The 26,061-nt window shown below is 63.8% G+C and carries 26 protein-coding genes, 1 tRNA gene and 2 pseudogenes; 20 read left to right on the top strand and 9 right to left on the bottom strand.

The genetic code is table 11. The features are described 5' to 3' along the window. Nucleotides 1-139 precede the first annotated feature (139 nt). Nucleotides 140-1,096: an AraC family transcriptional regulator gene (locus F3I16_RS08910; protein ID WP_160493347.1), complete on the bottom strand. Its 957-nt coding sequence runs from the start codon at nucleotides 1,094-1,096 to the stop codon at nucleotides 140-142. A 590-nt stretch (nucleotides 1,097-1,686) separates the two neighbouring features. On the opposite strand from F3I16_RS08910, the pseudogene F3I16_RS08905 reads away from it, so the two are divergent. The 6 genes and pseudogenes from F3I16_RS08905 to F3I16_RS08880 all read left to right on the top strand — a co-directional run. Continuing rightward, nucleotides 1,687-1,908 (top strand): annotated as a pseudogene (locus F3I16_RS08905) (FKBP-type peptidyl-prolyl cis-trans isomerase); the annotation flags it as partial. 92 nt (nucleotides 1,909-2,000) lie between these two features. Continuing rightward, nucleotides 2,001-2,288: a metal-sensing transcriptional repressor gene (locus tag F3I16_RS08900; RefSeq protein ID WP_160493346.1), complete on the top strand. Its 288-nt coding sequence runs from the start codon at nucleotides 2,001-2,003 to the stop codon at nucleotides 2,286-2,288. 6 nt (nucleotides 2,289-2,294) lie between these two features. After that, nucleotides 2,295-3,428, top strand: coding sequence for a nickel/cobalt efflux transporter (locus F3I16_RS08895; protein WP_160493345.1), 1,134 nt, complete (start codon nucleotides 2,295-2,297; stop codon nucleotides 3,426-3,428). 9 nt (nucleotides 3,429-3,437) lie between these two features. Next, nucleotides 3,438-3,884 (top strand): YqaA family protein, encoded by a 447-nt coding sequence (locus F3I16_RS08890; RefSeq protein ID WP_160493344.1) that lies wholly within the window; start codon nucleotides 3,438-3,440, stop codon nucleotides 3,882-3,884. 82 nt (nucleotides 3,885-3,966) lie between these two features. Further along, a complete protein-coding gene (locus F3I16_RS08885; RefSeq protein ID WP_160493343.1) occupies nucleotides 3,967-4,209 on the top strand; it encodes a type II toxin-antitoxin system Phd/YefM family antitoxin in 243 nt (80 codons plus the stop codon). Then, entirely contained in the window at nucleotides 4,206-4,469 is a 264-nt protein-coding gene (locus tag F3I16_RS08880) for a Txe/YoeB family addiction module toxin (RefSeq protein ID WP_160493342.1), read from the top strand. Before F3I16_RS08885 ends, F3I16_RS08880 begins: the two co-directional genes overlap by 4 nt. 93 nt (nucleotides 4,470-4,562) lie before the next feature. On the opposite strand, the gene F3I16_RS08875 is transcribed toward F3I16_RS08880, so the two are convergent. Together F3I16_RS08875 and F3I16_RS08870 are read right to left on the bottom strand one after the other, a co-directional pair. After that, nucleotides 4,563-4,652 (bottom strand) — tRNA-Ser (locus F3I16_RS08875). 92 nt (nucleotides 4,653-4,744) lie between these two features. Then, nucleotides 4,745-4,963: a hypothetical protein gene (locus F3I16_RS08870; RefSeq protein WP_160493341.1), complete on the bottom strand. Its 219-nt coding sequence runs from the start codon at nucleotides 4,961-4,963 to the stop codon at nucleotides 4,745-4,747. A gap of 339 nt (nucleotides 4,964-5,302) precedes the next feature. Between F3I16_RS08870 and F3I16_RS08865 the strand changes: the two genes are divergently transcribed. From F3I16_RS08865 to F3I16_RS08840, 7 genes and pseudogenes are all read left to right on the top strand, one after another. Then, nucleotides 5,303-5,992 carry a crotonase/enoyl-CoA hydratase family protein gene (locus F3I16_RS08865; RefSeq protein ID WP_160493340.1) on the top strand — a complete coding sequence of 230 codons (690 nt, stop codon included), beginning with the start codon at nucleotides 5,303-5,305 and terminating at the stop codon, nucleotides 5,990-5,992. A 204-nt stretch (nucleotides 5,993-6,196) separates the two neighbouring features. Then, nucleotides 6,197-7,243, top strand: coding sequence for an amino acid ABC transporter substrate-binding protein (locus F3I16_RS08860; RefSeq protein WP_160493339.1), 1,047 nt, complete (start codon nucleotides 6,197-6,199; stop codon nucleotides 7,241-7,243). Between the two features lie 14 nt (nucleotides 7,244-7,257). After that, a complete protein-coding gene (locus F3I16_RS08855) occupies nucleotides 7,258-8,598 on the top strand; it encodes an SLC13 family permease (protein ID WP_160493338.1) in 1,341 nt (446 codons plus the stop codon). A 320-nt stretch (nucleotides 8,599-8,918) separates the two neighbouring features. Continuing rightward, a pseudogene (locus tag F3I16_RS21350) lies at nucleotides 8,919-10,046 on the top strand (cache domain-containing protein); the annotation flags it as partial. A gap of 30 nt (nucleotides 10,047-10,076) precedes the next feature. Continuing rightward, complete coding sequence (locus tag F3I16_RS21345; RefSeq protein WP_372239611.1) at nucleotides 10,077-10,904, top strand: methyl-accepting chemotaxis protein; 828 nt, start codon at nucleotides 10,077-10,079, stop codon at nucleotides 10,902-10,904. 182 nt (nucleotides 10,905-11,086) lie between these two features. Then, on the top strand, nucleotides 11,087-11,809 hold the full coding sequence (locus F3I16_RS08845) for a 1-acylglycerol-3-phosphate O-acyltransferase (RefSeq protein ID WP_160493336.1): 723 nt from the start codon (nucleotides 11,087-11,089) through the stop codon (nucleotides 11,807-11,809). Nucleotides 11,810-11,971: 162 nt separating this feature from the next. After that, nucleotides 11,972-12,943, top strand: coding sequence for a magnesium and cobalt transport protein CorA (locus F3I16_RS08840; RefSeq protein WP_160493335.1), 972 nt, complete (start codon nucleotides 11,972-11,974; stop codon nucleotides 12,941-12,943). Between the two features lie 433 nt (nucleotides 12,944-13,376). On the opposite strand, the gene F3I16_RS08835 is transcribed toward F3I16_RS08840, so the two are convergent. Further along, complete coding sequence (locus tag F3I16_RS08835) at nucleotides 13,377-14,108, bottom strand: amidotransferase (RefSeq protein ID WP_160493334.1); 732 nt, start codon at nucleotides 14,106-14,108, stop codon at nucleotides 13,377-13,379. Nucleotides 14,109-14,463: 355 nt separating this feature from the next. Here F3I16_RS08835 and ptrC point away from each other — a divergent pair, with 355 nt between their 5' ends. Then, entirely contained in the window at nucleotides 14,464-14,691 is a 228-nt protein-coding gene (ptrC, locus tag F3I16_RS08825; protein WP_160493333.1) for a type III secretion system co-regulatory protein PtrC, read from the top strand. Here the strand turns inward: ptrC and F3I16_RS08820 are convergent. From F3I16_RS08820 to F3I16_RS08810, 3 genes are all read right to left on the bottom strand, one after another. Continuing rightward, nucleotides 14,669-15,163 (bottom strand): hypothetical protein, encoded by a 495-nt coding sequence (locus F3I16_RS08820; RefSeq protein ID WP_160493332.1) that lies wholly within the window; start codon nucleotides 15,161-15,163, stop codon nucleotides 14,669-14,671. The genes ptrC and F3I16_RS08820 overlap by 23 nt on opposite strands. A gap of 416 nt (nucleotides 15,164-15,579) precedes the next feature. Next, nucleotides 15,580-17,724, bottom strand: coding sequence for a 3-hydroxyacyl-CoA dehydrogenase NAD-binding domain-containing protein (locus tag F3I16_RS08815; RefSeq protein ID WP_160493331.1), 2,145 nt, complete (start codon nucleotides 17,722-17,724; stop codon nucleotides 15,580-15,582). A gap of 16 nt (nucleotides 17,725-17,740) precedes the next feature. Continuing rightward, nucleotides 17,741-18,946, bottom strand: a complete 1,206-nt coding sequence (locus tag F3I16_RS08810) for an acetyl-CoA C-acetyltransferase (protein WP_160493330.1) — start codon at nucleotides 18,944-18,946, stop codon at nucleotides 17,741-17,743. Nucleotides 18,947-19,561: 615 nt separating this feature from the next. Between F3I16_RS08810 and F3I16_RS08805 the strand changes: the two genes are divergently transcribed. From F3I16_RS08805 to F3I16_RS08780, 6 genes are all read left to right on the top strand, one after another. Further along, the gene (locus F3I16_RS08805; protein WP_160493329.1) at nucleotides 19,562-19,954 is read left to right on the top strand and encodes a rhodanese-like domain-containing protein; all 393 of its coding nucleotides are present in this window, start codon (nucleotides 19,562-19,564) and stop codon (nucleotides 19,952-19,954) included. Beyond that, the gene (locus F3I16_RS08800; protein WP_160493328.1) at nucleotides 19,939-20,757 is read left to right on the top strand and encodes a cytochrome c; all 819 of its coding nucleotides are present in this window, start codon (nucleotides 19,939-19,941) and stop codon (nucleotides 20,755-20,757) included. Before F3I16_RS08805 ends, F3I16_RS08800 begins: the two co-directional genes overlap by 16 nt. Nucleotides 20,758-21,091: 334 nt before the next feature. Then, nucleotides 21,092-21,547, top strand: coding sequence for a hypothetical protein (locus F3I16_RS08795; RefSeq protein WP_160493327.1), 456 nt, complete (start codon nucleotides 21,092-21,094; stop codon nucleotides 21,545-21,547). A gap of 100 nt (nucleotides 21,548-21,647) precedes the next feature. After that, nucleotides 21,648-22,826 (top strand): helix-hairpin-helix domain-containing protein, encoded by a 1,179-nt coding sequence (locus tag F3I16_RS08790; RefSeq protein WP_178116653.1) that lies wholly within the window; start codon nucleotides 21,648-21,650, stop codon nucleotides 22,824-22,826. A gap of 81 nt (nucleotides 22,827-22,907) precedes the next feature. Further along, on the top strand, nucleotides 22,908-23,336 hold the full coding sequence (locus tag F3I16_RS08785; RefSeq protein WP_160493326.1) for a hypothetical protein: 429 nt from the start codon (nucleotides 22,908-22,910) through the stop codon (nucleotides 23,334-23,336). A gap of 82 nt (nucleotides 23,337-23,418) precedes the next feature. Next, on the top strand, nucleotides 23,419-23,736 hold the full coding sequence (locus tag F3I16_RS08780; protein ID WP_160493325.1) for an antibiotic biosynthesis monooxygenase: 318 nt from the start codon (nucleotides 23,419-23,421) through the stop codon (nucleotides 23,734-23,736). A 572-nt stretch (nucleotides 23,737-24,308) separates the two neighbouring features. On the opposite strand, the gene F3I16_RS08775 is transcribed toward F3I16_RS08780, so the two are convergent. Both F3I16_RS08775 and F3I16_RS08770 read right to left on the bottom strand, forming a co-directional pair. Beyond that, nucleotides 24,309-25,103, bottom strand: a complete 795-nt coding sequence (locus F3I16_RS08775; protein ID WP_160493324.1) for a transglutaminase family protein — start codon at nucleotides 25,101-25,103, stop codon at nucleotides 24,309-24,311. Next, nucleotides 25,100-26,050, bottom strand: a complete 951-nt coding sequence (locus F3I16_RS08770) for an alpha-E domain-containing protein (RefSeq protein ID WP_160493323.1) — start codon at nucleotides 26,048-26,050, stop codon at nucleotides 25,100-25,102. Before F3I16_RS08770 ends, F3I16_RS08775 begins: the two co-directional genes overlap by 4 nt. Nucleotides 26,051-26,061: the final 11 nt, after the last annotated feature.

Genomic DNA, 26,061 nt, shown 5'->3' with positions numbered 1-26,061 from the left:
CGGCCTGCAACGATTAACGGAATGCCCGGCCGGCCCAGGATGGGCAGGTTAGAGAGGGTTGCGCAGGTGTGGATCGCCGCAGGGTGCGCCGTGCGCACCAGAAAGCCCGTACAGGGCCCCGGTGCGCACGGAGATAAGTTCAGGACTCGCGCCGGCGCAGGGTATCGGACGGCAGCTCGCCGAAGGCGCTCTTGTAGCTCTCGGAGAAGCGCCCGAGGTGGAGGAAGCCGTAGTCCAGCGCCACCTCGGTGACATTGCGCACGCGCGAGGCCGGGTCGCTCAGGCTGGCGCGGATCTGCTCCAGCTTCTTCTGGCGGATGAAGTGCTTCGGCGTGGTGCCGGTGTGCCGCTCGAACAGCGCGTAGAGCGAACGCGGGCTGCTGTGGGCCAGCTGGGCCAGCTGCTCGACGCTGATGTCCTGCCTGAGGTTGTCCTCGATGAACTGGACGATGCGCTCGAAGCTGGCATCGCCCTGCCCCGGCAACACCCGGCTGACGTTGCTGCTGAGCAGCGCCAGCAGCTTGGTGGCGATGATGCGGGTGTACTGCTCCTGCACCTGCGGCACCGTCTGCGTGCTTTCGGCCTCGCCGCACACCAGCTGCAACAGGCCGATGAAGCCGTCCAGCTGCTGCAGGCTGTGCCGCGGGGCGAAGCGGATGCCTTCGGCCGGGCGCAGCCACTGACTGTCGCGGCAGGTCTTGTCGAGCAGGGTGGCGGGTAGCTTGACGATGAATTTCTCGCAGTCGTCCGAATAGGTCAGGTCGACCGGGTCGTCCGGGTTGATCAGCAGCAGCTCGCCCGGGCTGAAATAGTGTTCCTCGCCACGCCCGCGCCACAGGCAGTGGCCGCGCAGCAGGACCTGCAGGTGGTAGATGGTTTCCAGCGCCGGCGAGGTGACCCGCACGCTGCCGCCATAGCTGATGCGGCACAGGTCCAGGCTGGCGAACTTGCGGTGATTGAGCGACGCTTCCGGCCGCCCGACGGTGGGCAGGCGGATATCGTGGCAACCAACGTGCTGGTTGACGTAGCTCGACACCGCGTAGGGGTCGGCACGCTCGAACACACGGCTGCCATCACTCAGCAGGCAACTGTCCATGGGCAAGGCACTCTGTTTGTTGTTATGGGGCGGCGCGGTGTTTTGTCGCAGCCTCTTGTCAGATTGTCACCGATTCCAGGCCGGGCACCAGCCCCGGCGGGCAGGCAGGGGATGAACGGTTGCAGCCCCGGTACACGATCGAGCAACCGGCACAGCGAGCACAGGCCCTGGAATCCGGGCCCGACACTAGAGATCGACGGCGCCCGGCGCAATTCGGGCGGCGCCCGAGTGTTCGATAAGCGCACACAGATTGCCTGGCTCCCTGCTGGAACAGCCGGTTACGCAACTGGCGGCGCCCCTGCGCCAGCCGCCGGGCTCCGGCGCCTGCCGACGAATTGCCAACTGCGACCGGTTATCGAACCAAAGTTCGCCAAACCTAATTGACCACCTCCCGCACGGCTCTTACCGTGACGGCGCCGTCGACACTCCCCATACGTCACTGGTCAGGTACCGGGGTGCCCGCGGCAGGGCAATGCTCACGAGGCGGCGCCTTCCTCCCCCGCCCTGGCCTCGCCAGCGGTGCGCTACCCGCGCGCCGCCGGCCGGTCTTCCCCATCGCCAAACACTCACCCCGCCGCTTGCCCCGTGGCAGTTGCCAGCGCGGCAAGCCCTTCCAGTGCGTGATCGGCACCGGCCGCGTGATCAAGGGCTGGGACCAGGGCCTGATGGGCATGCGTGTCGGCGGCAAGCGCAAGCTGCTGGTGCCGGCCCACCTCGCCCATGGCGAGCGGCAGATGGGCGCGCCGATAAAGCCGCATTCCGACCTGACCTTCGAGATCGAGCTGCTGGAAGTGCTGACCCGCGACGACTGACTCTCTCTAATAGGGTGCGGCCCTGCGCTTGCCTGCATCCCCCCCAGGGGGATAATCTTGCGCCACGATCCAGGCAAAGCACGGGGCCCTCGATGGACATACCGCCAGCACCGCACCTGCACCAGAGCCATGCGGCCATCATCAAGCGCCTGAAGCGTGCCGAAGGGCATCTGCGCAGCATCATCGGCATGCTCGAGGCCGACCGCCCCTGCGTGGATATCGCCCAGCAGCTGCATGCCGTGGAAAAGGCCGTCTGCCAGGCCAAGCGCACCCTGATCCAGGACCATATCGACCACTGCCTGGAACACAGCGTGGCCGCCCTCGGCAGCGGCGATCACGCGGCGCTGGAAGAATTCAAGCAAATCAGCAAATACCTGTAGGTCCCCATGTCGAATTTCGCCCAACTGTTGCAGCAGGGCACCGCCCAGGCCTGGCTGTATGTGCCCAGCGCCATCCTCCTGGGCGTGCTGCACGGCCTGGAGCCCGGGCACTCGAAGACCATGATGGCGGCGTTCATCGTCGCCATCCGCGGCACGGTGAAGCAGGCCGTGCTGCTCGGGCTGGCGGCAACGCTGTCGCATACCGCCGTGGTCTGGCTGGTGGCGATGCTCGGCCTGTACCTGGGGCGCAACCTGGACGCCGAGACCACCGAACCCTACTTCCAGCTGGTATCCGCCGCCGCCATCATCGCCATCGCCAGCTGGATGCTCTGGCGCACCTGGCGCGGCGAACGGCTCTGGCACCTGGAGGACGCTGCCGCGCATGGGCATGGGCATGGGCATCACCACCACGGCGAAAGCCGGCGCATCGATACCGGGCACGGCCACATCGAGCTGTCGATTGCCGAGGACGGCGCCCCGCCGCGCTGGCGCCTGCAAACGCTCGGCGGCTCGGCCTGGCCTGCCCGCGAAGTCTGCCTGCTGACCACCCGCCCGGACGGCCAGACCCAGGCCTTCCACTTCGCCGAACACGGCGGCCACCTGCAATCGCTGGACGAGATTGCCGAACCGCACCAGTTCAGCGTGCGCCTGAGCCTGGGGCATGGCGGGCACAGCCATGACTACGAGCTGAGCTTCGACGAAACCGGGCATGACCACAGCCATGACCCGCTGCCGGGCCTGGAGCTGAGCGCCGACGGCTACCAGGACGCCCACGAGCTTGCCCACGCCAACGACATTCGCCAGCGCTTCGGCAACCGCAGGGTGAGCACCGGCCAGGTCATCCTGTTCGGCCTCACCGGCGGGCTGATCCCCTGCCCGGCCGCCATCACCGTCCTGCTGCTGTGCCTGCAGGTCAAGGCCGTGACGCTCGGCGCGGTCCTGGTACTGTGTTTCAGCATCGGCCTGGCCCTGACCCTGGTCACGGTCGGCGTGCTCGCCGCCATCGGCAGCCGCCACGCCAGCAACCGCTGGCCCTGGCTGAGCAGCCTGGCGCGGCGCGCGCCCTACTTCTCCGGCCTGCTGATCATCGCCGTCGGCATCTATGTCGGCCTGCTCGGCTGGGCCGGCCTGCATGCCTGAGCCGCGCTGATGTGGGACATCTCGGCCTACCTGGGCCTGTTCCTCGCCGCCTTCGGCGCCGCCACCCTGCTGCCGCTGCAATCGGAAGCGGTGCTGGCCGGCCTGCTGCTGGCCGGGCAGCAGCCGATCGCCAGCCTGCTGCTGGTGGCGACCGCCGGCAATGTGCTGGGCTCGGCGCTGAACTGGCTGCTGGGCCGCTACCTCGAACGCTGGCGCGAAAAGCGCTGGTTCCCGGTCAGCGCCGACCGCCTGCAGCGTGCCCAGCAGGCCTACCACCGCTACGGCCGCTGGTCACTGCTGCTGAGCTGGGTGCCACTGATCGGCGACCCGCTGACGGTGGTAGCCGGCGTCATGCGTGAGCCCTTCTGGAGCTTTCTGCTCATCGTGCTGCTGGCCAAAGCCGGCCGCTACCTGGCACTCACCGCCCTGACCCTGGGCTGGGCCGGCCTGGCCTAAAGGCCAGTCCCCTAGCAAAGGCGGCCTTAACATGCCGTACGCTTTAGCGTACGCTAGACCGATCACTAGGAGACCGGCTCTCATGCAAACACTTACCGCCAGCGAAGCACGCACCAACCTCTATCGGCTCATGGACCAGTCTGCCGAGTCGCATCAGCCCATTCTGATTTCGGGCAAGCGGACTAACTCCGTCCTGGTATCGGCTGAGGATTGGGAAGCCATCCAGGAAACGCTCTACCTCCTGTCCGTTCCGGGCATGCGCGAATCCATCAAGGAAGGCATGGCAGAGCCTGTAGACGAATGCGCGAAGGAACTGGACTGGTGACTTGGCAGCTCATCTACACGAAACAAGCGCAGAAGGACGCACAGAAGCTCGCTGCGGCGGGCTTGAAGGAAAAAGCCAAGGCACTGCTTGAAGTAGTGCGGGAAAACCCGCTCCAGAATCCGCCACCCTACGAAAAGCTGGTCGGTGATCTGTCCGGCACCTACTCCCGGCGCATCAACATCCAGCATCGCCTGGTCTATCAGGTGCTGCAGGAAGAACAGGTGGTGAAGGTACTGCGGCTTTGGTCGCACTACGACTGAATCGATTTTCAACACCTCATCGACCCGCGCGAATCCCAGAAAGCAAAAAACCCCGAGGACTTTTCAGTTCTCGGGGTTTTTCGTGTAGCTATCTGGCGGTGAAGGTGGGATTCGAACCCACGATACGGTTTCCCGTATACACACTTTCCAGGCGTGCTCCTTCAACCGCTCGGACACTTCACCGGATCTCGGCAAACCGTCTGGTCTGTCGAGGCGCGCTAATGTAGCCGAAGAGGCGGCCTAAGGCAAAAGTTTTTTTCAGTGGATTCATGCGCTTATGCCGGGCGCCGGGTTTGCTCGCGGCTTTGCGGCTCGGCCGGGGCGAAACGCTCGCGGCCGAACAGGAGCAACCCCAGGGAGATCAGCAGGCTGCAGACGAACAACTGCACCACCCCGGCCGGGTTGTGGCTGGCGCAGCCGGCGGCCAGCAGCATCAGCCCCGGCAGGCACAACACCAGGCTGGTGCGTAGCAGTAGATGAGCGATTGGCGGCATGACGGGCACTCCTCAGAGCCTGTTCACGATCTCCTGTCCGTCGGCCATACCGCGTTAACAACAGGCTCGGAATGCTCATTTACAGCTCGTAAACTCCGCTTCCTCGCCTGTTTTTGCCTTGTCTGGCTCTAGTCCAAAAGATCGTGAACAGGCTCTCAGGTTGCCGGCTAACCTAAGTCACCCACTGGTAGAGCAGCCCATTGCCCAGCCCGATGGCGCCGATAGCCCGCGACCGAGGGCTGGCGATGACTGCGCGGTCAGTCAAAGCGCTTTACCCGCGCCGCCTCGCTGGGTAACGTCAGCGCCACTTCAGCCCACTCCAGGACTAGGAACCCCGCCATGAGCGACCTGATCAGCTACCAACTCGAAGACGGCATTGCCACCCTGACCCTGAACAACGGCAAGGTCAACGCCATCTCCCCGGACGTGATTGCCGCTTTCAATGCTGCCCTGGACCAGGCCGCACAGGATCGCGCCGTGGTGATCGTCACCGGCCAGCCGGGCATTCTCTCCGGCGGCTACGATCTCAAGGTGATGACTTCCGGCCCGCAGAACGCCGTGGCCCTGGTCACCGCCGGCTCGACCCTGGCGCGGCGCATGCTCAGCCACCCCTTCCCGATCATCGTCGCCTGCCCCGGCCACGCCATCGCCAAGGGCGCCTTCATCCTGCTCTCGGCCGACTACCGCATCGGCGTCGACGGCCCGTTCAACATCGGCCTGAACGAAGTGCAGATCGGCATGACCATGCACCACGCCGGCATCGAGCTGGCCCGTGACCGCCTGCGCAAGTCGGCCTTCCACCGCTCGGTGATCAATGGCGAGATCTTCAACCCGCGGGACGCGGTGGATGCCGGCTTCCTCGACAAGGTGGTGCCGGCCGAGGAGCTGATGGCCACTGCCGTCGCCGTCGCCCAGCAGTTGAAGAAGATCAACATGACCGCGCACAAGAACACCAAGCTGAAAGTGCGCAAGGCCTTCCTGGAAACCCTGGACCAGGCCATCGTGCTGGATCAGCAGCACCTCGGCTGATTGCCTCGACAACCCTAGAGCCCGGCCTAGTGCCGGGTTTTTTATGGCTGACGCCCCGGTTCCGAATGCAAGGGCAGGTCAGATGAAAGCCGCGCTGTTCCGCGGTGATGGTCACCTGAGCCTGCCGCCCCGTTTTGCGCCAGTCGGCCGTTCCCCTCTCGGCTAGAGTCAACAGACGACTCTGTGAAATCGGGAGCACCCGCAATGCATGGCTCACGGCTGTTTGGCCCGAGGACCGCCGCGCAGCTGATCGCGCTTGCCCTGAGCGCCGCCCTGAGTGCGCCGCTGCCGGCCGGAGAAATACTCGCCGGCATCAAGGCGCGCGATCGGCTGCGCTGCGGTGTGAGCGAGGGCATTGCCGGCTTTTCCACGCGGGACGGCCAGGGCCGCTGGCAAGGCCTGGATGCCGATTTCTGCCGCGCAGTGGCCGCCGCGACTCTGGGTGACGCGCAGAAAGTCGAGTTCGTGCCGCTCAAGGCCTCCACCCGCTTCCCCGCCCTGCAGGCGCGGCGCATCGACCTGCTGGCGCGCAACACCAGCTGGACCCTGACCCGCGAGGCGTTGCTCAAGCTGCAGTTCCCCGCCGTGCTGTTCTATGACGGCCAGGCCTTCATGGTGGCCAGGGCCTCGGGCATCACCCGCCTCGACGAGCTGCGCGAGGGCAGCGTGTGCGTGGAGAAAGGCACCACCCACGAGCAGAACCTGGCCGACCACTCCCGCGAGCATGGGTTGGCCCTGCAACCCCTGGTGATCGACTCCGCCGCCGGGGCGGCGGCAGCCTTCTTTGCCGGGCGCTGCCGGGCCTACAGCTCGGACGCCTCCCAGCTGGCCGCCGCCCGCCTGCAAGCGCCAGGCGGCCCGGCGAACCTCGTCATCCTGGCCGAACGCATCTCCAAGGAACCGCTGGGGCCGGTGGTGTCCCAGGGTGACGAACAGTGGGCCTCGGCGGTGCGCTGGGTACTCTACGCCCTGATCCTGGCCGAAGAACACGGCATGAACCAGGCCAGCATCGAGGGCCGCATCCAGCATCTGGAAGGCCCAATGGGCGCGCTGCTGCGTGGCGAAGACCTGCGCCTGGCCCGTGCCCTGGGCGTGCAGCCGGACTGGGTACTGCGCGCCGTGCGCGCCGGCGGCCACTACGGCGAGCTGTACGCGCGCAACCTCGGCGAGCACAGTCCGCTGGCCATCGAGCGCGGCCTGAACCGCCTGTGGAACGCCGGTGGGCTGATGTACGCGCCACCGTTCGACTGACCCTGGAGAGCCGCATGAGCGACCTGCAGATCTACCTCACCCTGGCCGTGTTCGCGGGTGTCGTGCTGGCCATCGCCTTCGACCTGATCGACATGGCGGTCGCCGCCATGCTGGGCGTGGGCGTGCTGCTGGCGCTGGGCATTCTCGGCGACAGCGCCCTGGTCGCCGCCATGCGCACCGCGTCCGGCCCCCTGGCCCTGCTGTTCGGCGGCATGGTGGTGGCCCACGTGCTGGGCAAGACCGGCCTGTTCGAGCGCCTGGGCGCGCTGTTCCTGCGCGCCACCGCCGGTAGCGGCAAGCGCTTCCTGCTGCTGCTGATCCTGCTGGTGGCACCTGTATGCGCCTTCCTGCCCAACGCCACCACGGTGATCCTGCTCGCCCCGGTGATCGTGCGAGTGGCCCGGGCGCTCAAGGTGGACATAGTGCCGCCACTGATCCTCACGGCCATCGTCAGCAACTCGGCCGGCATGCTCACCCTGGTCGGCGATCCGGCCACCTTCCTGGTCGGCAGCTCGATCGGCATGAGCTTCGCCACCTACCTGCAGAAGGTCAGCCTCGCCGGCCTGCTGGCGGTGCTGGTGATCATTCCGCCGCTGCCCTGGCTGATGCCGCAGATCTGGCAGGCTCAGGTACAGCTGCCCGAGGCTGCCCCGCTGCCGCCGATTGCGCGGCCGGGCTTCGTCGCGCTGGCCCTGGGCATCCTGGCCCTGATGGTCGGGCTGTTCCTGTTTGGCGAGCTGCTGCCCCATCCCATAGTGCCGCCGGCGGTGGCCATCATCGCCGCCAGCCTGGCGCTGCTGGTGGTCTACTCGATCCATATCGAACCGGTGGACACCCTGTTGCAGGCCATCGACTGGAAGACCCTGATCTTCCTCGGCACCATCTTCTGCCTGGTCCAGGCCTTCAGCGAAACCGGTCTGCTGCAAGGGTTGTCGCTCAAGCTCCACGCCTGGTTCGGCGCCCAGCTGTTCCTGGTCGCGCTCTGCCTGCTGGGCGGCATCGGCCTGCTGTCCAGCCTGCTGGCCAACATCCCGGTGGTCGCCGCCTCTCTGGTGATGACCACCGGCTACCTGGTGGCCGCCGAGGCGGTGCCGGAAATCGCCCTGGCCGCCGGTTTCACCGACTGGCCCGCCAATACCCTGCCGGTGTTCATCGCCATGATGTTCGGCGCCACCCTGGGCGGCAACGCCACCCTGATCGGCGCCTCGGCCAACATAGTGGCGGTGGGCATCTGCGCCAGCGAGGGCGAGAAGGTCAGCTTCGCCCGCTTCAGCCGCTACGGTGTGCCCATCACCCTGGTGCAGCTGTTGATGTCGGCGCTCTATGTGGGCCTGCTGTTCCGACTGATGGGTTAACCAGGCTGAGCCATGGGCCAGGCCAGCGTGCTGGAGCAGCAGCGCCTCGGCTAAGCGCCCGCCGGCAGAACCAAGCCCGACCGCGCGCCTCGCTTTTTCTTGGCTATGCCTTCATTGCATGCCGCAGAGGCGATGAGTCGTAGGTTGGGTTGAGGAGCAGCGCGACGAAGCCCAACGATCCTGCCCCGGTTGTTGGGCTTCGCTGCGCTCAACACCAACCTACCCACCCATGCGCGCGGCAAAAAGCCGGGCCATTCAGCGCGGCCACAAGCCCGGCAATACAGGCATGGGACAAAAGCTTTTTCTTTGGCGTCGTCATAATGGCGCAACGCCACGACCTGCATTATCGTGTAGCGCACCGCCACTCAGGGACGCGAGGCCACAACGACAACAAATTGCCTGATAGCCGCAGGAGCTATGCCATGAAAATCGCCCACAAGGTCGGCCTCGCAGCCGCCGGCGTGCTCTTCCTCACCACCAGCCTACTGTCCCTCGCCCAAGTCAACCAAGTCCGCAGCACCCTGCGCAGCCAGGTGGAAGCGAGCATCTCCGAGTCGAGCAACGCCCTGGCGCGGCAGATCGAGAACTGGCTCAACGCCAAGCTGAAGCTGATCGACCTGATGGCCGACAGCATCGACAGCAACTACAGCCCCGAAGAAGTCCAGCGCCTGGTCGACGCACCGATGCTGAAGAACGAGTTCATCCTGGTCTTCGGCAGCCTCGAAGCGGATGGCAAGCCGATCAAGAACAGTGACGACTGGCAGCCTGCCGCCGACTGGGACGGGCGCCAGCGCCCCTGGTACGCCACCGGCAAGGCAGCCAGCACGGCCCTGCTGACCGAGCCCTATGTCGACTCCACCAGCGGCGAGATCCTCATCTCCGCGGTCGGCCAGATCCGCAACGGCGGCCAGTTCCTCGGCGCCTTCGGCGGCGACATCCGCCTGAAGACCATCGCCGACGCGGTCAACAACCTGGACTTCAACGGGGCCGGCTATGCCTTCCTGCTGAGCCGCAACGGCAACATCATTTCCCACCCCGACAGCGAGCTGAACGGCAAGGCCTACAGCGCCCTGTTCGACGGCAAGAGCCCGGCCCTGAACAAGGACCTGCAGGAGCTGCGCGGCGGCGACAAGAATCTGCTGGTGTCCTTCACCCCCCTGCCCAACCTCAAGGGCATGGACTGGTACATCGGCGTAGTGCTGGACAAGAGCATCGTCATGGCCGAAGCCGACGCCCTGAGCTGGCGCGCGGTGATCGGCACCGTGCTGGGGGTGATCATCAGCCTGATCGTGCTCGGCGTGCTGATGAACAGCCTGCTCAAGCCACTCGACCATCTCAGCGCCTCGCTCAAGGAGGTCAACAGCGGCGAAGGCGACCTCACCCGCCGCCTGCCGGCCACCGGCAACGACGAGATTTCCCTGGTTTCCCACGAGTTCAACCGCTTCCTGCAGAGCCTGCAGACGCTGATCAGCGAGGTGATGGGCAGTTCCCACCAGGTCCGCGACAGCACCGCGCTGACCTCCAGCGAGGCCGACCAGGCCGCCGGGCGCCTGCAGGAACAGCTGCAGGAACTCGACCAGCTGGCCACCGCCATGCAGGAAATGGCCTCCACCGCCGAAGAAGTGGCGCGCAACGCCCAGGCCGCGGCCCAGGCCGCCATCGCCGCCAACGAAGAGACCGAGAACGGCGTGCGCGTGGTGTCCAGGTCCACCGCGGCGATCAAGCGCCTGGCCGACGAAATGGACGACACCGGCCAGGCGATCAACGAGCTGGCCAAGCTCAGCCAGAACATCGAGTCGATCCTCTCGGTGATCACCAGCATCGCCGACCAGACCAACCTGCTCGCCCTCAACGCCGCCATCGAGGCGGCGCGGGCCGGCGAGTCCGGCCGCGGCTTCGCCGTGGTCGCCGACGAAGTGCGCTCGCTGGCCTCGCGCACCCAGCAGTCGACCCAGGAAATCCGCCAGATGATCGACCAGCTGCAGACCGGCGTGCGCCAGGCCGAGGCACGCATGCAGCAGAGCCGCGACACCGCCAGCAAGACCGCCGAGGACGCCGGCGCGGCCAACGAGATGCTCGGACGCATCCGCGAGGCGATCACCCGGATCAACGACATGAACCTGCAGATCGCCACCGCCGCCGAGGAGCAGAGCGCCACCACCGAAGAGATCAACCGCAACACCACCAACATCCGCGACATCAGCCACGAAGTGGCCGGCGGCGCCGAGCAGCAGGTGCGCCAGTGCGCGGTGATGGTCGAACAGGTCGGCCAGCAGGACCGCCTGCTCGGCCGCTTCAAGGTCTGAGCGCGGCGTGATCGGCCTGCCCGCCCCGGCACCACGGGGTGGGCAGCGTCGCCCGGCCAGCGCCGAGTTCAGCGCACAATAACCCCGCAATCTCCGCTAATAACCGCTGATCAAGGTCAATTGCCGAAAGCAGTGCACGCCCGTACACTGCCCGCCTTTTTGTCTGCCTACAGGCCTACCCGATGCTTTTTCTCCCCCGCATGCTGCTGATGGGCCTGCACTTTATCGTTGCCGGAGTCCTCGGCCTGCTGCTCGGCCTGTGCCGGCCCTTCAACCCGGACAACAGCCGCCTGTGCGCGCGCCTGTATTCGCTGCCGGCCCTGCGCATCCTGCGCCTGCAGGTGAAGACCGAGGTGGCCAGCCTGTTCGACAAGAAGCCGTCCAGCGTGATCATCGCCAACCACCAGTCCAACTACGACCTCTACGTGCTCGGCCGCGTGGTGCCGCCGCGCACCGTGAGCATCGGCAAGAAGAGCCTGAAGTGGGTGCCGTTCTTCGGCCAGCTCTACTGGCTGGCCGGCAACGTGCTGATCGACCGCGGCAACGCGCGCAAGGCCAAGCAGGCCATGCTCACCACCACCGAGACCCTGCAGCACCGCGACACCTCGATCTGGGTGTTCCCGGAGGGCACGCGCAACCTGGGCGATGGCCTGCTGCCGTTCAAGAAAGGCGCCTTCCAGATGGCCATCGCCGCCGGTGTGCCGATCATCCCGGTGTGCGTCAGCACCTATGCCAAGCGCCTCAAGATCAATCGCTGGAACAGCGGACGCATCATGATCCGCTCGCTGCCGGCCATCCCCACCCTGGGCCTGACCCTGGACGACCTGCCGCAGCTGATGGAGCGCTGCCAGCAGCTGATGCAGGAATGCATCGAGCAGCTCGACCAGCAGTTGGCCAAGGCCTGAGGCGCGGCGCGGGCCCGGCCACCTAGCGCTGGGCACCGCCAAGCGCTTCGCGGCCAAAGCCGCTTCTACGGCAGGAGCCGCCAAGCCCAGCGCTCCCGCGCCGGCGCTGCACAGGCCACGGTCATCGGTTAAGCTGCGCCATCGCCCAGCAGAGGAACTCCCATGGCCCAGGTCGTTGCCGCCGTTGCCTACAGCAAAGGCCGGAAAATCGCCGATTTCAGCCTGAACGAAGGCAGCCAGTGGGCCACCCGGCCCGAGCACTTCGTCTGGATCGGCCTGCGCGACCCCGGCAGCGAGGAACTGCACTGCCTGCAGGAACAGTTCAATATTCACGAGCTGGCCATGGAAGATGCCATCGCCCAGCACACCCGGCCCAAGCTGGAGATCTTCGGCGACGCGCTGTTCATGGTGCTCTACTCGCCGATCCGTACCGAAGGCCGCCTGCAGTTCGTCGAAACCCAGCTGTTCGCCGGCAAGGGCTATGTGATCAGCGCCCGCTACGGCGACTCGGCGCCCTACTCCACCGTGCGCCAGCGCTGCGAGGCACGCCCGCTGCTGCTGGAGCACGGCGAGGACTTCGTACTCTACGCCCTGCTCAGCTTCGTCATGGAGAACTACCGGCCGCTGATGGACTGCATCCACGGCGAGCTGGAGGACATCGAGGAAACCGTGCTCGGCCGCCCGCTGCAACAGGCCGACGTAGAGCGCATCCACGGCCTGCGCCGCGACCTGCTGCGCCTGCGCCGGCAGGTCGCGCCCATGACGGAGATCTGCAAGGAACTGCAGCAGCTGGACTTCCCCTTCATCGACAAGCACATGCGCCCGTACTTTCGCGACATCGCGATCCACGTCAACCGCCTGCTGGAAGACCTCACCGGGCTGCGCGAGATGGCCGACCACGCCATCGAGATCGGCCTGCTGCTGGAAGCCTCCAGGCAGAGCGTGACCCAGCGCAAGTTCGCCGCCTGGGCGGCGATCCTGGCGTTCCCCACCGCGGTGGCGGGGATCTACGGGATGAACTTCCAGAACATGCCGGAACTCACCTGGCACTACGGCTACTTCGGCGTGCTCGGCATCATCGCCGTCGGCTGCGTCGGCCTGTTCGCCAACTTCAAGCGCATGCACTGGTTGTAGGGCCGCAGCCGGCTCCGGCACCCTACGGAAAAGCTATGTATCTGCTACGCGTTGCTGTTGTTTGGGGCAAGCGTTCGCGGTGGCTGCTCTGGCTGTTCGTGGGAGCGAATTCATTCGCGATCAGGGCCTACGCCGAGCTGCCTGTTTATCGCGGATAAATCCGCTCCCACTCAAGCTCGATGGCCTGTGCAACACGGAACTGGTACATAGCCAACGGAAAGGCCGTGTCCCAGTCGCGTGTGGCCAAGGCGATGAGTCGTAGGTTGGGTTGAGGAGCAGCGCGACGAAGCCCAACGAGCCGGCCCCGGCTGTTGGGCTTCGCTGCGCTCAACGCCAACCTACCCAGGCGCGCCGCGCAATACAGGGCAATCCACGCTCGCCACGCCATACGACTCATAAGAAGGACATAGCCCTACGGGAACGACCTTGAGCCTCAGGCGCCCTGCAGGTCGCGCTTGCCGTGGGCGACGAAGCGCATCATCCACTCCGCCACCGTCTGCCCCTGGTGTTCATGCTCCAGGCTGGCCACGGCCTGCTGGTAGGCCGGCTCGCCGATGCACTGCTGGCGGATGTCCAGCAGGGCCCGCGAGTAGTCGTGGATGAACTCCGGGTGGCCCTGGAAGCACAGCACCTGATCGTCGATGCAGTAGGCGGCAATCGGGCAGAACGGGCTGGAGGCCAGCAGCGTGGCGTTCTCCGGCAGGGCGGTGACCTGATCCTGGTGGCTGATCAGCAGGGTCAGCTGCTCCAGCGCCGGGCTCATCCAGGCCGGCTGCTGCTTGACCTCGTAACGATGGATGCCCACGCCCCAGCCCTGCTCGGCACGCTGGGTATGGCCGCCGAACAGCAAGGCCAGCAGCTGGTGGCCGAAGCACACGCCGAGCAGCTTGTCGCCACGCTGGTAACGCTCCTGCAGGTAGAGCTTGAGCGTCTGGATCCAGGCATCGCTGCCGAAGGAATCCGCCTTGCTGCCGGTGATCAGGTAGGCGTCGTACTGCTCGTCAGCGGCCGGGTAATCCCCCTGCATGACGTTGTACACGCTGAACTGCGCTGGAATCGGCTGACGTTCGAACAGGCGCTCGAACATGCGGCCATAACCCTGATATTGCTCGATCAGTTCGGGGCGAAGGACGTCGGTTTCCAGAATGCAGATGCGCAGTGACATGTAGGCGGATTACCTCACTCGACTGAGGGTGGGAGACAAGCTCTAAGCCTGCATCGAAGCACCCGCGAAGGCAATATCCATAAGGCCGCAAAGGCTTTGCAGGCGATAGTCGGCAGCCATCAGCGCGCGTGATAGTCACCATGCTTGCCATTCACTTCTGTCGCCGGGGCGGCCGGTCAATCATGCAGGCCTCGGGTTCGAGCCCATTCGCCAGCCAGGAGTCACCCCATGAGCAGTTTTGCAGCCATCGCCAGCCTGATCGCGGCCTCCGCCTTCCACAGCCCGGCAGCCGCCGCCAGCCACCAGGCCCAAGCGGCCACCAAGCGCCAGTAGCCCCCTTAGCGAGGACGTAACGATGACCATCAGCCAAGCCTTCGCCAGCAAGAGCAGCTATGGCGTGACCTACGCCAGCCTGGACGAATCCGGCCTGCGCTTCGAATCGGAAGCCGCCGTACATCTGGAAGACGGCAGCCTGCTGACCCTGCGCATGCCGACCCGCCAGGACGAGAAGCTGGCTATCCACGCATGGTGTGCCGGCAGCACGCCTGACCGGCAGGGGCTCAGCGCAGCCCCAGGCGCTTGAGCACTTCACGCACGCCGTCCAGCTCTGCCGCCGTCGCGCTGGCGATGTCGCCACAGATGCTGTAGTCCAGGCGCGGCGCCAGCTGCAGGGGCTGCAGGTCCCGCGAGCGCAGCGGCACATAGACCGATTCGACCACGCCGACCTTGAGGGTGCGGCTCTCGATCTTCTCCTGATAGCCGATGCGCATGCCGCCCACCCGCACATCGATCTGGTCACAGCCCTGGTAACGCGGCTGGTCGCCGCCACGCATCAGCACCAGGGTCAGCTGCACCTCGCGGCTCTGCGGGTCGCTCATGCCGAAGAAGTTCAAGGTGACGCGCTGCGCCACCACCTCCTGCACGAAGCTCACCACCCGAGCACCGCTCTGCGGATCGGTGCGCTCGCTGATCTTGCCCTCGGCCTGGGCCGCCACCGCAGCCAGGGCCGCCAGCAGGGCCGCCAGCCTGCCCGTGTGCCTGCCACGACGCTTCATGGCCTGTTCCATACCCCGCTCCCGCCGCCCGCAGCCGGCTCAATGCACCTGACCCACAGCCTACAGGGAAAGCCCGGCGCGGCGCAGCCCCCGGCCAATGGCGCCAAGCTCTCGGCGCAAACGCCGCCACCCTCGGCGCGGGAACGGCTTCAGCCGCGATAAACAGGCCACTCGGAGCGGCCCCTGATCACGAACGAATCCGCGCCCACAAACAGCCAGAAAAGCCACCGCAAGACCGGCCCCAGACGAACGCTGTGGGCGGACTTATTCGTGATCGGGCCACAGTAGGGACACCTCTTTCGCGGCTGAAGCCGCGCCCACACAAGCAGCCAGCCCCGCCCAGCAAGGTAACGCGCAAAAAAAACCGGCCCACCAGGGGCCGGTTTCATGGGCTATGGTTCACTCGCCATGCAGACTCAGAAGCCCTCGCCCTTGGCCGCCTTCTCCAGCAGCAGGGCCGGCGGCTCGAAGCGCTCGCCGTACTGCTCGGCCAGGTACTGGGCGCGGGCGACGAAGTCCTTGATGCCGTACTGGTTGATGAACTGCAGCGCACCGCCGGTCCAGGCGGCGAAGCCGATGCCGAAGATCGAGCCGATATTGGCGTCGGCCACCGACTTCAACACGCCCTCCTCCACGCAGCGCACGGTCTCGATGGCCTGGATGAACAGGATGCGGTCACGCACGTCCTCCTGGGAGATCTGTGCATCGGCCTTCTCGAAGCGCGCCTTGAGCTGCGGCCACAGGCGCTTCTTGCCGCCTTCCGGGTAGTCGTAGAAACCGCCACCGGCAGCCTTGCCCGGACGCTTGTACTCCTTGAGCATCAGCTCGATGACGTCGAACGCCGGGTGCTGCGGGATCTGCTTGCCCTCGGCGGCCAGGTCGGCGACGGTCTGCTGGCGAATATGCTCCATCAGGCTCATCGACACTTCGTCGCTGATCGCCAGCGGGCCGACTGGCATGCCGGCCTTGCGCGCCTCGGTCTCGATCATCGCCGCGCTCACGCCCTCGCCGAGCATGGCGATGCCCTCGTTGGTGAAGGTGCCGAACACCCGCGAGGTGAAGAAGCCGCGGCTGTCCTCGACCACGATCGGGGTCTTCTTGATCTGCAGCACGTAGTCGAAGCCACGCGCGAGGGTCTCGTCGCTGGTCTTGGCGCCACGGATGATTTCCACCAGCGGCATCTTGTCGACCGGGCTGAAGAAGTGCAGGCCGATAAATTTGTCCGGACGCCGAACTGCAGTCGCCAGGCCGGTGATCGGCAGGGTCGAGGTATTGGAAGCGATCACCGCGTCAGACAGCGCGGCGCTTTCGGCGGCGGCGGTGACCTTGGCCTTGAGGCCTCGATCCTCGAACACCGCCTCGATGATCAGGTCGCAGCCGTCGAAATCGGCATCACTGACGGTCGGTTTGATGCGGGCCAGGAAGGCGTCGCGTTTCTCCGCGCTCATCTGGCCACGGCTGACCTTCTTGTCGAGCAGCTTGGCCGAGTAGGCCTTGCCCTTCTCCGCCGCCTCGATGGACACGTCTTTCAGCACCACCTCGATGCCGGCGGCGGCCGACACATAGGCGATGCCGGCGCCCATCATGCCGGCGCCGAGCACGCCGACCTTCTTGGTTACGTACTGCGGGATGCCCTGCGGGCGCGAGCTGCCGGCATTGATCTCGTTGAGCTGGAACCAGAAGGTGCCGATCATGTTCTTCGCCACCTGGCCGGTGGTCAGCTCGGTGAAGTAGCGCGCCTCGATCAGCTGCGCGGTGTCGAAGTCGACCTGGGCGCCCTCGACGGCGGCGCACAGGATCTTCTCCGGCGCCGGGAAGCAGCCCTTGGTCTTGTCACGCAGCACGCTCGGCGCGATAGCCAGCATCTGCGCCACATTCGGGCTGGACGGCGTGCCACCGGGGATCTTGTAGCCCTTCACATCCCACGGCTGCTTGGCCGCCGGGTTGGCGAGAATCCAGGCGCGGGCCTTGCTCAGCATTTCTTCGGTAGTCGCAGCAGTGTCGTGGATCAGACCGGCCTTGAGCGCGGCGTCCGGGCGCACCTTCTTGCCTTCGGCCAGGTACGGCAGCGCTTTCTCCAGGCCGAGCAGGCGCACCATGCGCACCACGCCGCCACCGCCCGGCAGCAGGCCGAGGGTCACTTCCGGCAGACCCAGCTGCACGCTGGAGTTGTCCAGGGCGATGCGGTGGTGACAGGCTAGGCAGATTTCCCAGCCGCCGCCCAGCGCGGCGCCGTTGATCGCAGCCACCACCGGCTTGCCCAGGGTCTCCAAACGGCGCAGCTGGCCCTTGATGCCCAGAACCATCTGGTAGAAGGCCGGGGCGTCGGCCTTGGTGACCTTGATCAGCTCGCCCAGGTCGCCGCCGGCGAAGAAGGTCTTCTTCGCCGAGGTGACGATTACCCCGGCGATGGAGTCCTTCTCGGCCTCCAGGCGCGCCACGGTGGCGCCCATGGCCTCGCGGTACTGCGCGTTCATGGTATTGGCGCTCTGGCCGGGCATATCGATGGTCAGGACGACGATATTGTCCTGGCCCTTTTCGTAACGGATGGCGTCAGTCATTTTTCTTATCTCCGCCTCAGATTCTTTCAATGATCGTCGCAATGCCCATGCCGCCGCCCACGCAGAGCGTGGCCAGGCCGTAGCGCAGCTCGCGCTTCTCCAGCTCGTCGAGCAGGGTGCCGAGGATGGCGCAGCCGGTGGCGCCCAGCGGGTGGCCCATGGCGATGGAGCCGCCGTTGACGTTGACCTTGTCCTCGCTCACGCCCATGTCCTTCATGAACTTCATGACGACGGAGGCAAACGCCTCGTTGACCTCGAACAGGTCGATGTCTTCCACGGAGAGCCCGGCCTTGGCCAGGGCCTTGCGCGTGGCCGGCGCCGGGCCGGTGAGCATGATGGTCGGGTCGGTGCTGGTCACCGCGGTGGCGACGATGCGCGCGCGCGGCTTGAGGCCCAGCTCGCGGCCCTTGGCCTCGGAGCCGATCAGCATCAGCGCGGCGCCGTCGACGATGCCCGAGCTGTTGCCGGGCGTGTGCACATGGGTGATCTGCTCCACATGGCTGTAAACCTGCAGCGCGGTGGAGTCGAAGCCCATCTGGCCCATCATCTCGAAGCTCGGCTTGAGCTTGCCCAGGCCCTCGAGCGTACTGTCGCCACGGATGAACTCGTCGTGGTCGAGCAGGACGATGCCGTTCTGGTCGGTCACCGGCACCAGGGATTTGTTGAACGAGCCATCGGCGCTGGCGCGCGCGGCCTTCTGCTGGGAGCGCAGGGCGAAGCTGTCGACGTCGCTGCGGCTGAAGCCTTCCAGCGTGGCGATCAGGTCGGCGCCGATGCCCTGCGGGGTGAAGTGGGTGTGCATGTTGGTTTCCGGGTCCATCACCCAGGCGCCGCCGTCGGAACCCATGGGCACCCGCGACATGGACTCCACGCCGCCGACCACCACCAAATCCTCGAAACCGGAGCGCACCTTCATCGCGCCCAGGTTGACCGCCTCCAGGCCCGAGGCGCAGAAGCGGTTGAGCTGCACGCCGGCCACGCTGACGTCCCAGTCGGCGACCATCGCCGCGGTCTTGGCGATGTCGGCGCCCTGGTCGCCCACCGGGGTCACGCAGCCGAGCACGATGTCGTCGACCTGGCGGGTATCCAGGCCATTGCGCTGCTGCAGCGCACGCAGCAGGCCGGCCACCAGGTTGACCGGTTTGACGCTGTACAGCGCGCCGTCCTTCTTGCCCTTGCCGCGCGGGGTGCGCACGGCGTCGAAAATCAGTGCTTCGGTCATGACGTCCTCGGTAACAGGCAGCGGCGGATGCCGGGTGGCATAACCTTAGCCCCCCGCCCGCCGGACTCAATGACCGATGCGCTCAGGCCCATTGACCGTTCGGCTCAGACGGGCGGTCAGTTTGCCGCAAGTACCCGGCGCTTCCCGCGCGAGGGCTCTGGCTCAAGGCCTGGCCCCGGGTTGCCGGACACCGGCAATAACCACCGGACTTTGCCCCGCAAGCCCTAGAAACCAAGTGGTCTAAGCCAAGTGTGACGAAGCCCCTAGAGTTAGGCGTGCAAGGGGCCGCCGCCGGGTTTTGCCGGGGCGGTTTTTATCTGCGCCACGGTGCGCGGCAGGAGCCCGACAGATCGTTCAGTGCGGACGGCAGCCAAAGCACCAACAAAAATAAAGGCAGTGGCAACATGTTCAAACAAGCCAAGTACCGGCAGGCGACCCTGATCGTCCTGGCCACCACCGTTATCCTGATCCTGCCCAACGTGACTCGCCTGGTCAGCTGATCATTCTTCCGCTGCCGTGGCCCGATGCCGTAGCTGCTCGGGCCACGGAACACCCTCTCCGATGGCCCCGAGGCTGTGCTAGCGTGGCGTATCCAGCCCTGTCGGAGTGATGCCCATGCGCCCTTTCCTGCTTAACCTAGCCCTCGGCTGCCTGCTCATGCCGCTGGCCGCCGTGGCCGGCGAAATCGACCAGGCCCAGGCCCTCAAGACCCTCGCCCAGCCCGGCGCGGTACTGATCGACGTACGCAGTGCCGACGAATTCGCCACTGGCGCCCTGCCCGGCGCCCAACTGATCCCCCATGACCAGATCGGCGCGCGCATCGGCGCCGCGGTACCGGACAAGAACACCCCCATCGTCCTCTATTGCCGCAGCGGCCGGCGCTCCTCCCTGGCCCAGGACGAACTGCAGGCCCTGGGCTACCGCCACGTGATCAATGCCGGCGGCTACGACCAGTTCAAGCTGGCCAGCGGGCAGGATGCCCAGGAGCCCACATGCAGCGACTGCTGAAACCGCTCCTGTGCCTGGCCCTGCTGGGCTCCCTGCACGGCACCCGCGTGATGGCCGCCGAACTGCAACTGGAGCTGCCTGCCGGCACCCGCACCTGGACCAGCGCCGCCCTGCTTGCCCATCCCCAGGCCGAGGACATCCGCATTCCTGCCGATGTGGCCTACCAGCGCGCCATGCACTACCGCGCCGTGCCGCTGGCCGCCCTGCTCGAAGGGGTCGCCGCGGGCGATCACCTGCAAGCCGTGGCCCTGGACGGTTTCGCCGCCGAACTGGCGGCCGCCCCGCTGCTGGCCAGGCAAGGCGCGCGCGCCTGGCTGGCCGTGGAGGACCCGGCCCAACCCTGGCCGGCGCTGGCCCAGGGCAAGCCCAGCGCCGGGCCGTTCTACCTGGTCTGGCAACACCCCGAAGCGGCGCAGATCGGCCCGGAACAATGGCCCTTCCAGGTCGCCCGCATCCGCCTGCTGGAGCCCCTCGCCCAGCGCTTCCCCGCCCTGCTGCCGGCGGCAGATGCCAGTGCCGACGTGCAAGCCGGCTTTGCCCAGTTCCAGAAGAACTGCCTGGCCTGCCACCGCCTCAACGGCGCCGGTGACTCGCAGTTCGGCCCGGACCTGAACATTCCGCACAACCCCACGGAATACTTCGGCGCAGGCTTCCTGGCGCAGTACATCCGCAACCCGCAAAGCCTCAGACGCTGGCCCCAGGGGCGCATGCCGGGCTTTAGTCAGAGCGTTATCAGCGACAACCAACTGGACCAACTGATCGGCTACCTGCGGCATATGGCCGGACGCAAAGCCGAGTTGTAGAGCCCATCCGTATATCCGGAGCACGGGACACTGCCCAGGCTTTACCAGCAGCGCAGCAGACGTTAGCGTGCCGAACACAACGAAAGGAATCGGCCACAGCCAGGAGGCCAGCATGACAACACCGCCCGCCCCGTCTGAGCCCCAGCGCCAGCCCCGCCCAATCCCTTCGTTTGCCCCGCGCAGCCCGATGTCGCGCTTGCTTGACCGCCCCGTCGCGTTATCTCTGCGCCAAGCGAGAACAATCAAGAACTTGATCGGATTGCAGGAACATTATCGAACATCCTTCGGGATGTTATGCAACAGCAATATCATCTAATTATAGTTAGCCACCCATATGAATCTGACACTACGCACGGACGCAATCATCACAACAGCAGCAATTGCTCTTCTAGCAGCAATTACTTTAACAAGAGGTGATGTCCTTTTCATCGGACACTGGTACTACGCATCAGTTTTCTTATTGGTTTTTATCCCAAGCGCCCTTATTAAGACAAAACCCCTATTTATCTCGGGCGCAGTTATTGCTGCTGGGCTAACCTTCGGAATCTACATACGAGCCAACTGGGCACCATCAGCAACAAACGACCTACTTGGTCTAGGCCATATATTTTCATTGCCGGGCGCATTTATCGGCCTATTTATCACCGGAATCATCAGTCGACTTTCAAAGCACCATAAACCAGTTCTCGCCTTTACTACTGGCTTCCTAGGTTTCGGTATAGGCTTCTTAGTTAATCAAACAGTGCTATGCAGCACTGTCCTGGCCTGCGGTGTGCTCCTAGGCTCCTAATGGCTAACAACTGGTTCAAGTCGTTCGCTTCGCTCACTCGGGACCGGCTAAAGCCGGCCCCTTAACCAAACGTTATACAAATTAGTTAATCGAGATATATATGCAGGAAAAGAAAGTTGCATTGGAGATTATTGAGGGAGCTCTGAAAGAACTGGAGTCACCTAAAGGATCCATTCTTTCTGCTGTTCAAAAGTTGCAAAGATCCGCGTCCTTAGCTGGAGATGAAGAAAAAAGGCTGTGGTGTTCCATCCAGCTTGGTGATGCTGCCTATGTAAGCCCATTAAAAGATCTATCAGATTTCTTGATTGAGCATCAAGATCCGTCTACCAGCGACTATCAGAAAGGACTTGAAAAGCACATCAAGGCACTGGAGAAACTTGGATTAACTCACGAAATTCACTTTACGAATGAAGAGTTAAATATAAAGTTAGATAGTAGTGGTGGCGGATATACCAATATTGGATTTGTTGAAGAGCGCTATGCCGATCTTGTAAGGCTAAAAAAGGGAAATGACGGCACATATTACAAGAACCATTTAAACAAACACTTAAACTATGTAAAAAAGAAAGCTCACGAACTTGCCTCCAATCTCTATAAACAGCTTAAGTTCTCCGGCACTGTCAACAATTGTTTTGATTTATTAAAAGATGCGGTTGACGACAAGCTTCTCGACTTGAATCCAGTTATAGCAGAGCAACTTATGCTTGCATTCAAATCCGTATCTTCAAGCAAAGAAGAAGAATGGTCTCAAGCCCTTACTACTTGTCGCAGATTAATCGAGGCCTTAGCTGATCAACTTTACCCAGCCACAAATGTCAAAGGTAATGGGAGACCACTGGGACAAGCTCAGTATGTTAATAGAATCTGGGCATTCATGGATTCTTCAATTGAATCTAAAAGCAACAAAGAGCTTGCAAAGACTCATGTTGATTTCTTAGGTTCATGGCTGGAGACGATCAACAAGCTATCCCATAAAGGTGTTCACGCAGAGCTTGGCCAACTCGAAGCTACTAAGGCCGTCTTTCATACTTACTTAATGATTGCAGACATTTTGGAATATATGGAAGAAAAGCAAGATTCAGCTGGAAAACCCGATATTAATTCAGCGACGATCGACGAACTCGAAGCCCTTTTAGGTGTGAATAGAAATATTGCTAAAGAAATTTTTAAACATAGAGTAAAAGAAGGTGGTCTAGATTGTGGTTCTCTTGCCAAAATAGGAGGTGTTGGGCCTAAGACAATCCAAAAAGCAAAACAAGAGTTCATCATTGAAGAATGATCGGATAACAAGCGCGTCAATTAGGACGTTCGCAAGCTCGCACCTATTACGCGAACGTTATGAACATACAAGGAGTTCCGCGTGCTCACAAAATACTTATACATCGCAGGCTGCATACCATTTCTTGCACTTGGCATCCTGCATACGGTCTACACAATCACAGACACGTACAAGCCTAAAAAACTAATTCCATATAAATCTGGTGTCATGGGGCTTATGAAGGAGTCAACCTTAGCCATAACAAAAGAAACAAATGTGTGGCGCGCATGGGTTGGCTTTAACATCAGCCACGGTATCGGAATACTATTTTTCTCCGTCACTTATTTATATTTATCAATTTCCCAAACATCCTTCCTGGAAAGCTCTCTATTTTTCATGAGCGCCGCGCCAATCATTTCATTAATATACCTTGTACTGTCTAAAAAATATTGGTTTAGCATTCCCACTATAGGGTCAGCTATCGGTCTACTGTGCTTCGTTGCAGGGACATTGGTGCAGGTATATGCATAACAAGTGATCGCTTGCCTCGCTCACTCGGGACCGGCTAACGCCGGCCCCTTAGCTTAATCGTTAGATACCTACGGGGAAAACTATGTCGACCATAGCAGCAACACCACAGCCACCGTATTACGCTGTGATTTTCACATCTCTACGCACTGATGGCGATAATGGCTATGGCGACATGGCAGCTAAAATGGTTGAGCTAGCAACCCAGCAGCCAGGTTATTTAGGCGTTGAATCTGCTAGAGAAGAACTTGGCATCACCGTTTCATACTGGTCCGATTTAGAATCAATAAAAAACTGGAAGTCCAATATTGAACATCAGCAAGCTCAGAAATTCGGCCACGAAAAATGGTACTCAAAATTCAAAGTAAGAATCTCAAAAGTCGAGCGCGACTACGGTATCTAACGATGTATATGGACTCTCCCCACAAGCAGTGAGGAAAGCTTTTTCCGATTCTGTCGTCAGCGCGGTTGCATTCGTATATCTGGCCTTGTCGCGGGCAATGCCTTGGCCATCCTGTAGTTCGCGCAGCGGGGGGCCAATCGTTCAAACGATCACGAGGATCATGATTGTTATCGGCCTTGTTCCGCTGCAGGACTCGCCTGTTCCGACAGTGCTGCTTTCCACCACAATCACCATTGATTGAGGCTTTGTCCCGATAGCCTGTTGCAGGCGACAAGTCGCAGGTGGGTTGAGGAGCAGCGCGACGAAGCCCAATGATTCCCACCGGCTGTTGGGCTTCGCTGCGCTCAACACCAACCTACCCGCGCACCGCGAAATACAGGGCAATCCACGCTCGCCACCCCATACAACACAGATTTGATCAACCCGCTCGCCGTCAGGCGGGCGGCATGTTTTGCCAGTGGCCGCTGCAGCGTCGCTGATGACAGCACGCGGCCCAGCAAACCTTCACCAGCTTGCTGGCCAACTGCCGCAGGGAGCGAACGCGCTGCGCCCCCTCTTCGCCTCGGCCGCAGCTACTGCTGCATCTGCAGCAACGGCGCGACCTTGACCCGCGCGTGCATCTGTTCGCCGCCACCGCCGCGGCGCATGCCGCGCACCGGGCAAGCATCCAAGTAGTCCAGGCCCACGGCCAGCTTGAGGTGGCGCTCGGGGCGGGCCAGTTGGTTGGTCACGTCGAAGCTGTACCAGGCGTCGTCCAGCCAGGCTTCGGCCCAGGCGTGGCTGGCCAGGTGGCCGCTGTCTTCGGTGAACAGGTAGCCGGACACGTAGCGCGCCGGTACGCCCAGGCTGCGCGCGCAGGCGAGGAAGGCGTGGGTGTGGTCCTGGCAGACCCCGGCGCGGCCGGCGAAGGCCTCGGCGGCGGTGCTGTCGACTCGGGTGGCGCCCGGGGTGTAGGGCATCTGCGCGTGCAGGCCGTGCATCAGCTCGATCAGCCCGTCGCGGTTGCGGCGCCCGGCGCTGCCGAGCCGGGCGAACTCGCGCAGGGCCTCGTCGGGCTGGGTCAGGCGGGTGAAGCGCAGGTAGGGCAAGGCCGAGCCGCTGCCGCTTTCCGACTCGCACTGCTCGTCGATCTCGACCTGGCCGCGGGCGCCGATCACCAGTGCCTCGTGGGGTTCGTCGAGGGTCAGCACATGCAGGATATTGCCGAACGGGTCGCGCTGGGCACGCACCTGGCGCGGCAGGTCGAGCTGCCAGCTGAGTACGTGCTGGCGCGCGCTTTCCTGCGGGGTCAGGCGCAGGTACTGGATGCTGGCACGCACCTGGTCGTCGTAGTTGTAAGTAGTGTCGTGGCGGATCGAGAGTCTCATACGACCTCCAGATAGGACGTGTGGATGGCGCTGCCCAACTGCCGGACGAGCAGGATGAAATCGGTGAGCCAGACATGCAGGCCCTCGCCCAGGACCTCGTCGATGCTGGTGTAGCGCAGACGGGCATCGAGCTCGGCGGCCATGCGCTGGGCCGGCCGGCCGTTCTCGCCGGGCAGGCCGGAGAGCATCAGGTTGAGCTCCTCCATGCAGGCACGCAGCGAGCGCGGCACCTCGGGGCGCAGCAGCAGCAGTTCGGCGATCTTGTAGGTGCGCGGCGAGCCGCGGTAGATCTCGGTGAAGGCCTCGAACGAGGACAGCGCACGCAGCAGCGCGCTCCACTGGTAGTAGCCGCGCGCCGAGGTGTCGCTGACCGTGTCGGCCTCCTCGCCGAGCATCTCGTAGCGCGCATCGAGCAGGCGCAGGGTGTTGTCGGCGCGTTCGATGAAGGTGCCCAGGCGGATGAAGCGATACGCTTCGCCGCGCATGATGGTGCCGAAGGTGGCGCCGCGGAACAGGTGCGAGCGCTCCTTGACCCATTCGCAGAAGCGGCTGATGCCATAGCGGCCCAGGCCCTCGGCGGCGATGCCGCGCATCTCCAGCCAGGTGGCGTTGATGTTCTCCCACATGTCCGCGGTGATCCGCCCGCGCACAGCGTGAGCGTTGCTGCGCGCGGCCTGCAGGCAGCAGTAGATGCTCGCCGGGTTGTCCGCATCGAGGGCGAAGAAGTGCAGCATGCGCTCGGCATGCATCTGCCCGTGGCGTTCCAGGTATTGGTCCAGGGTGCCGGTGATCAGCAGCGGCATGGCCAGTTCGTCGAGGCCGTCGCCGTGGCCGTCCTGCGGCATCAGCGACAGCGAATAGCTGACGTCGAGCATGCGCGCGAGGTTCTCGGCGCGCTCCAGGTAGCGCGACATCCAGTACAGATCGGAGGCAGTTCTGCTCAGCATGATGCGGTTTC

Source organism: Pseudomonas sp. L-22-4S-12 (assembly GCF_009799935.1).
Lineage (GTDB): Bacteria > Pseudomonadota > Gammaproteobacteria > Pseudomonadales > Pseudomonadaceae > Aquipseudomonas.
The sequence above is the reverse complement of the archived record's forward strand: the minus strand, read 5'-3'. Positions and strand labels throughout refer to the sequence as shown.

Excerpts from the sequence above, each read along its gene's own strand:
- F3I16_RS21345 (WP_372239611.1), top strand. The coding sequence starts at position 10,077 with ATGGGCAGTTCCCACCAGGTCCGCGACAGCACCGCGCTGACCTCCAGC.
- F3I16_RS08845 (WP_160493336.1), top strand. The coding sequence starts at position 11,087 with ATGCTTTTTCTCCCCCGCATGCTGCTGATGGGCCTGCACTTTATCGTT.
- F3I16_RS08780 (WP_160493325.1), top strand. The coding sequence starts at position 23,419 with ATGTCGACCATAGCAGCAACACCACAGCCACCGTATTACGCTGTGATT.
- ptrC (WP_160493333.1), top strand. The coding sequence starts at position 14,464 with ATGACCATCAGCCAAGCCTTCGCCAGCAAGAGCAGCTATGGCGTGACC.
- F3I16_RS08775 (WP_160493324.1), bottom strand. The coding sequence starts at position 25,103 with ATGAGACTCTCGATCCGCCACGACACTACTTACAACTACGACGACCAG.
- F3I16_RS08810 (WP_160493330.1), bottom strand. The coding sequence starts at position 18,946 with ATGACCGAAGCACTGATTTTCGACGCCGTGCGCACCCCGCGCGGCAAG.
- F3I16_RS08795 (WP_160493327.1), top strand. The coding sequence starts at position 21,092 with ATGAATCTGACACTACGCACGGACGCAATCATCACAACAGCAGCAATT.
- F3I16_RS08885 (WP_160493343.1), top strand. The coding sequence starts at position 3,967 with ATGCAAACACTTACCGCCAGCGAAGCACGCACCAACCTCTATCGGCTC.
- F3I16_RS08855 (WP_160493338.1), top strand. The coding sequence starts at position 7,258 with ATGAGCGACCTGCAGATCTACCTCACCCTGGCCGTGTTCGCGGGTGTC.
- F3I16_RS08800 (WP_160493328.1), top strand. The coding sequence starts at position 19,939 with ATGCAGCGACTGCTGAAACCGCTCCTGTGCCTGGCCCTGCTGGGCTCC.
- F3I16_RS08820 (WP_160493332.1), bottom strand. The coding sequence starts at position 15,163 with ATGAAGCGTCGTGGCAGGCACACGGGCAGGCTGGCGGCCCTGCTGGCG.
- F3I16_RS08840 (WP_160493335.1), top strand. The coding sequence starts at position 11,972 with ATGGCCCAGGTCGTTGCCGCCGTTGCCTACAGCAAAGGCCGGAAAATC.
- F3I16_RS08900 (WP_160493346.1), top strand. The coding sequence starts at position 2,001 with ATGGACATACCGCCAGCACCGCACCTGCACCAGAGCCATGCGGCCATC.
- F3I16_RS08770 (WP_160493323.1), bottom strand. The coding sequence starts at position 26,050 with ATGCTGAGCAGAACTGCCTCCGATCTGTACTGGATGTCGCGCTACCTG.
- F3I16_RS08895 (WP_160493345.1), top strand. The coding sequence starts at position 2,295 with ATGTCGAATTTCGCCCAACTGTTGCAGCAGGGCACCGCCCAGGCCTGG.
- F3I16_RS08865 (WP_160493340.1), top strand. The coding sequence starts at position 5,303 with ATGAGCGACCTGATCAGCTACCAACTCGAAGACGGCATTGCCACCCTG.
- F3I16_RS08790 (WP_178116653.1), top strand. The coding sequence starts at position 21,648 with ATGCAGGAAAAGAAAGTTGCATTGGAGATTATTGAGGGAGCTCTGAAA.
- F3I16_RS08835 (WP_160493334.1), bottom strand. The coding sequence starts at position 14,108 with ATGTCACTGCGCATCTGCATTCTGGAAACCGACGTCCTTCGCCCCGAA.
- F3I16_RS08860 (WP_160493339.1), top strand. The coding sequence starts at position 6,197 with ATGCATGGCTCACGGCTGTTTGGCCCGAGGACCGCCGCGCAGCTGATC.
- F3I16_RS08910 (WP_160493347.1), bottom strand. The coding sequence starts at position 1,096 with ATGGACAGTTGCCTGCTGAGTGATGGCAGCCGTGTGTTCGAGCGTGCC.
- F3I16_RS08805 (WP_160493329.1), top strand. The coding sequence starts at position 19,562 with ATGCGCCCTTTCCTGCTTAACCTAGCCCTCGGCTGCCTGCTCATGCCG.
- F3I16_RS08870 (WP_160493341.1), bottom strand. The coding sequence starts at position 4,963 with ATGCCGCCAATCGCTCATCTACTGCTACGCACCAGCCTGGTGTTGTGC.
- F3I16_RS08815 (WP_160493331.1), bottom strand. The coding sequence starts at position 17,724 with ATGACTGACGCCATCCGTTACGAAAAGGGCCAGGACAATATCGTCGTC.
- F3I16_RS08890 (WP_160493344.1), top strand. The coding sequence starts at position 3,438 with ATGTGGGACATCTCGGCCTACCTGGGCCTGTTCCTCGCCGCCTTCGGC.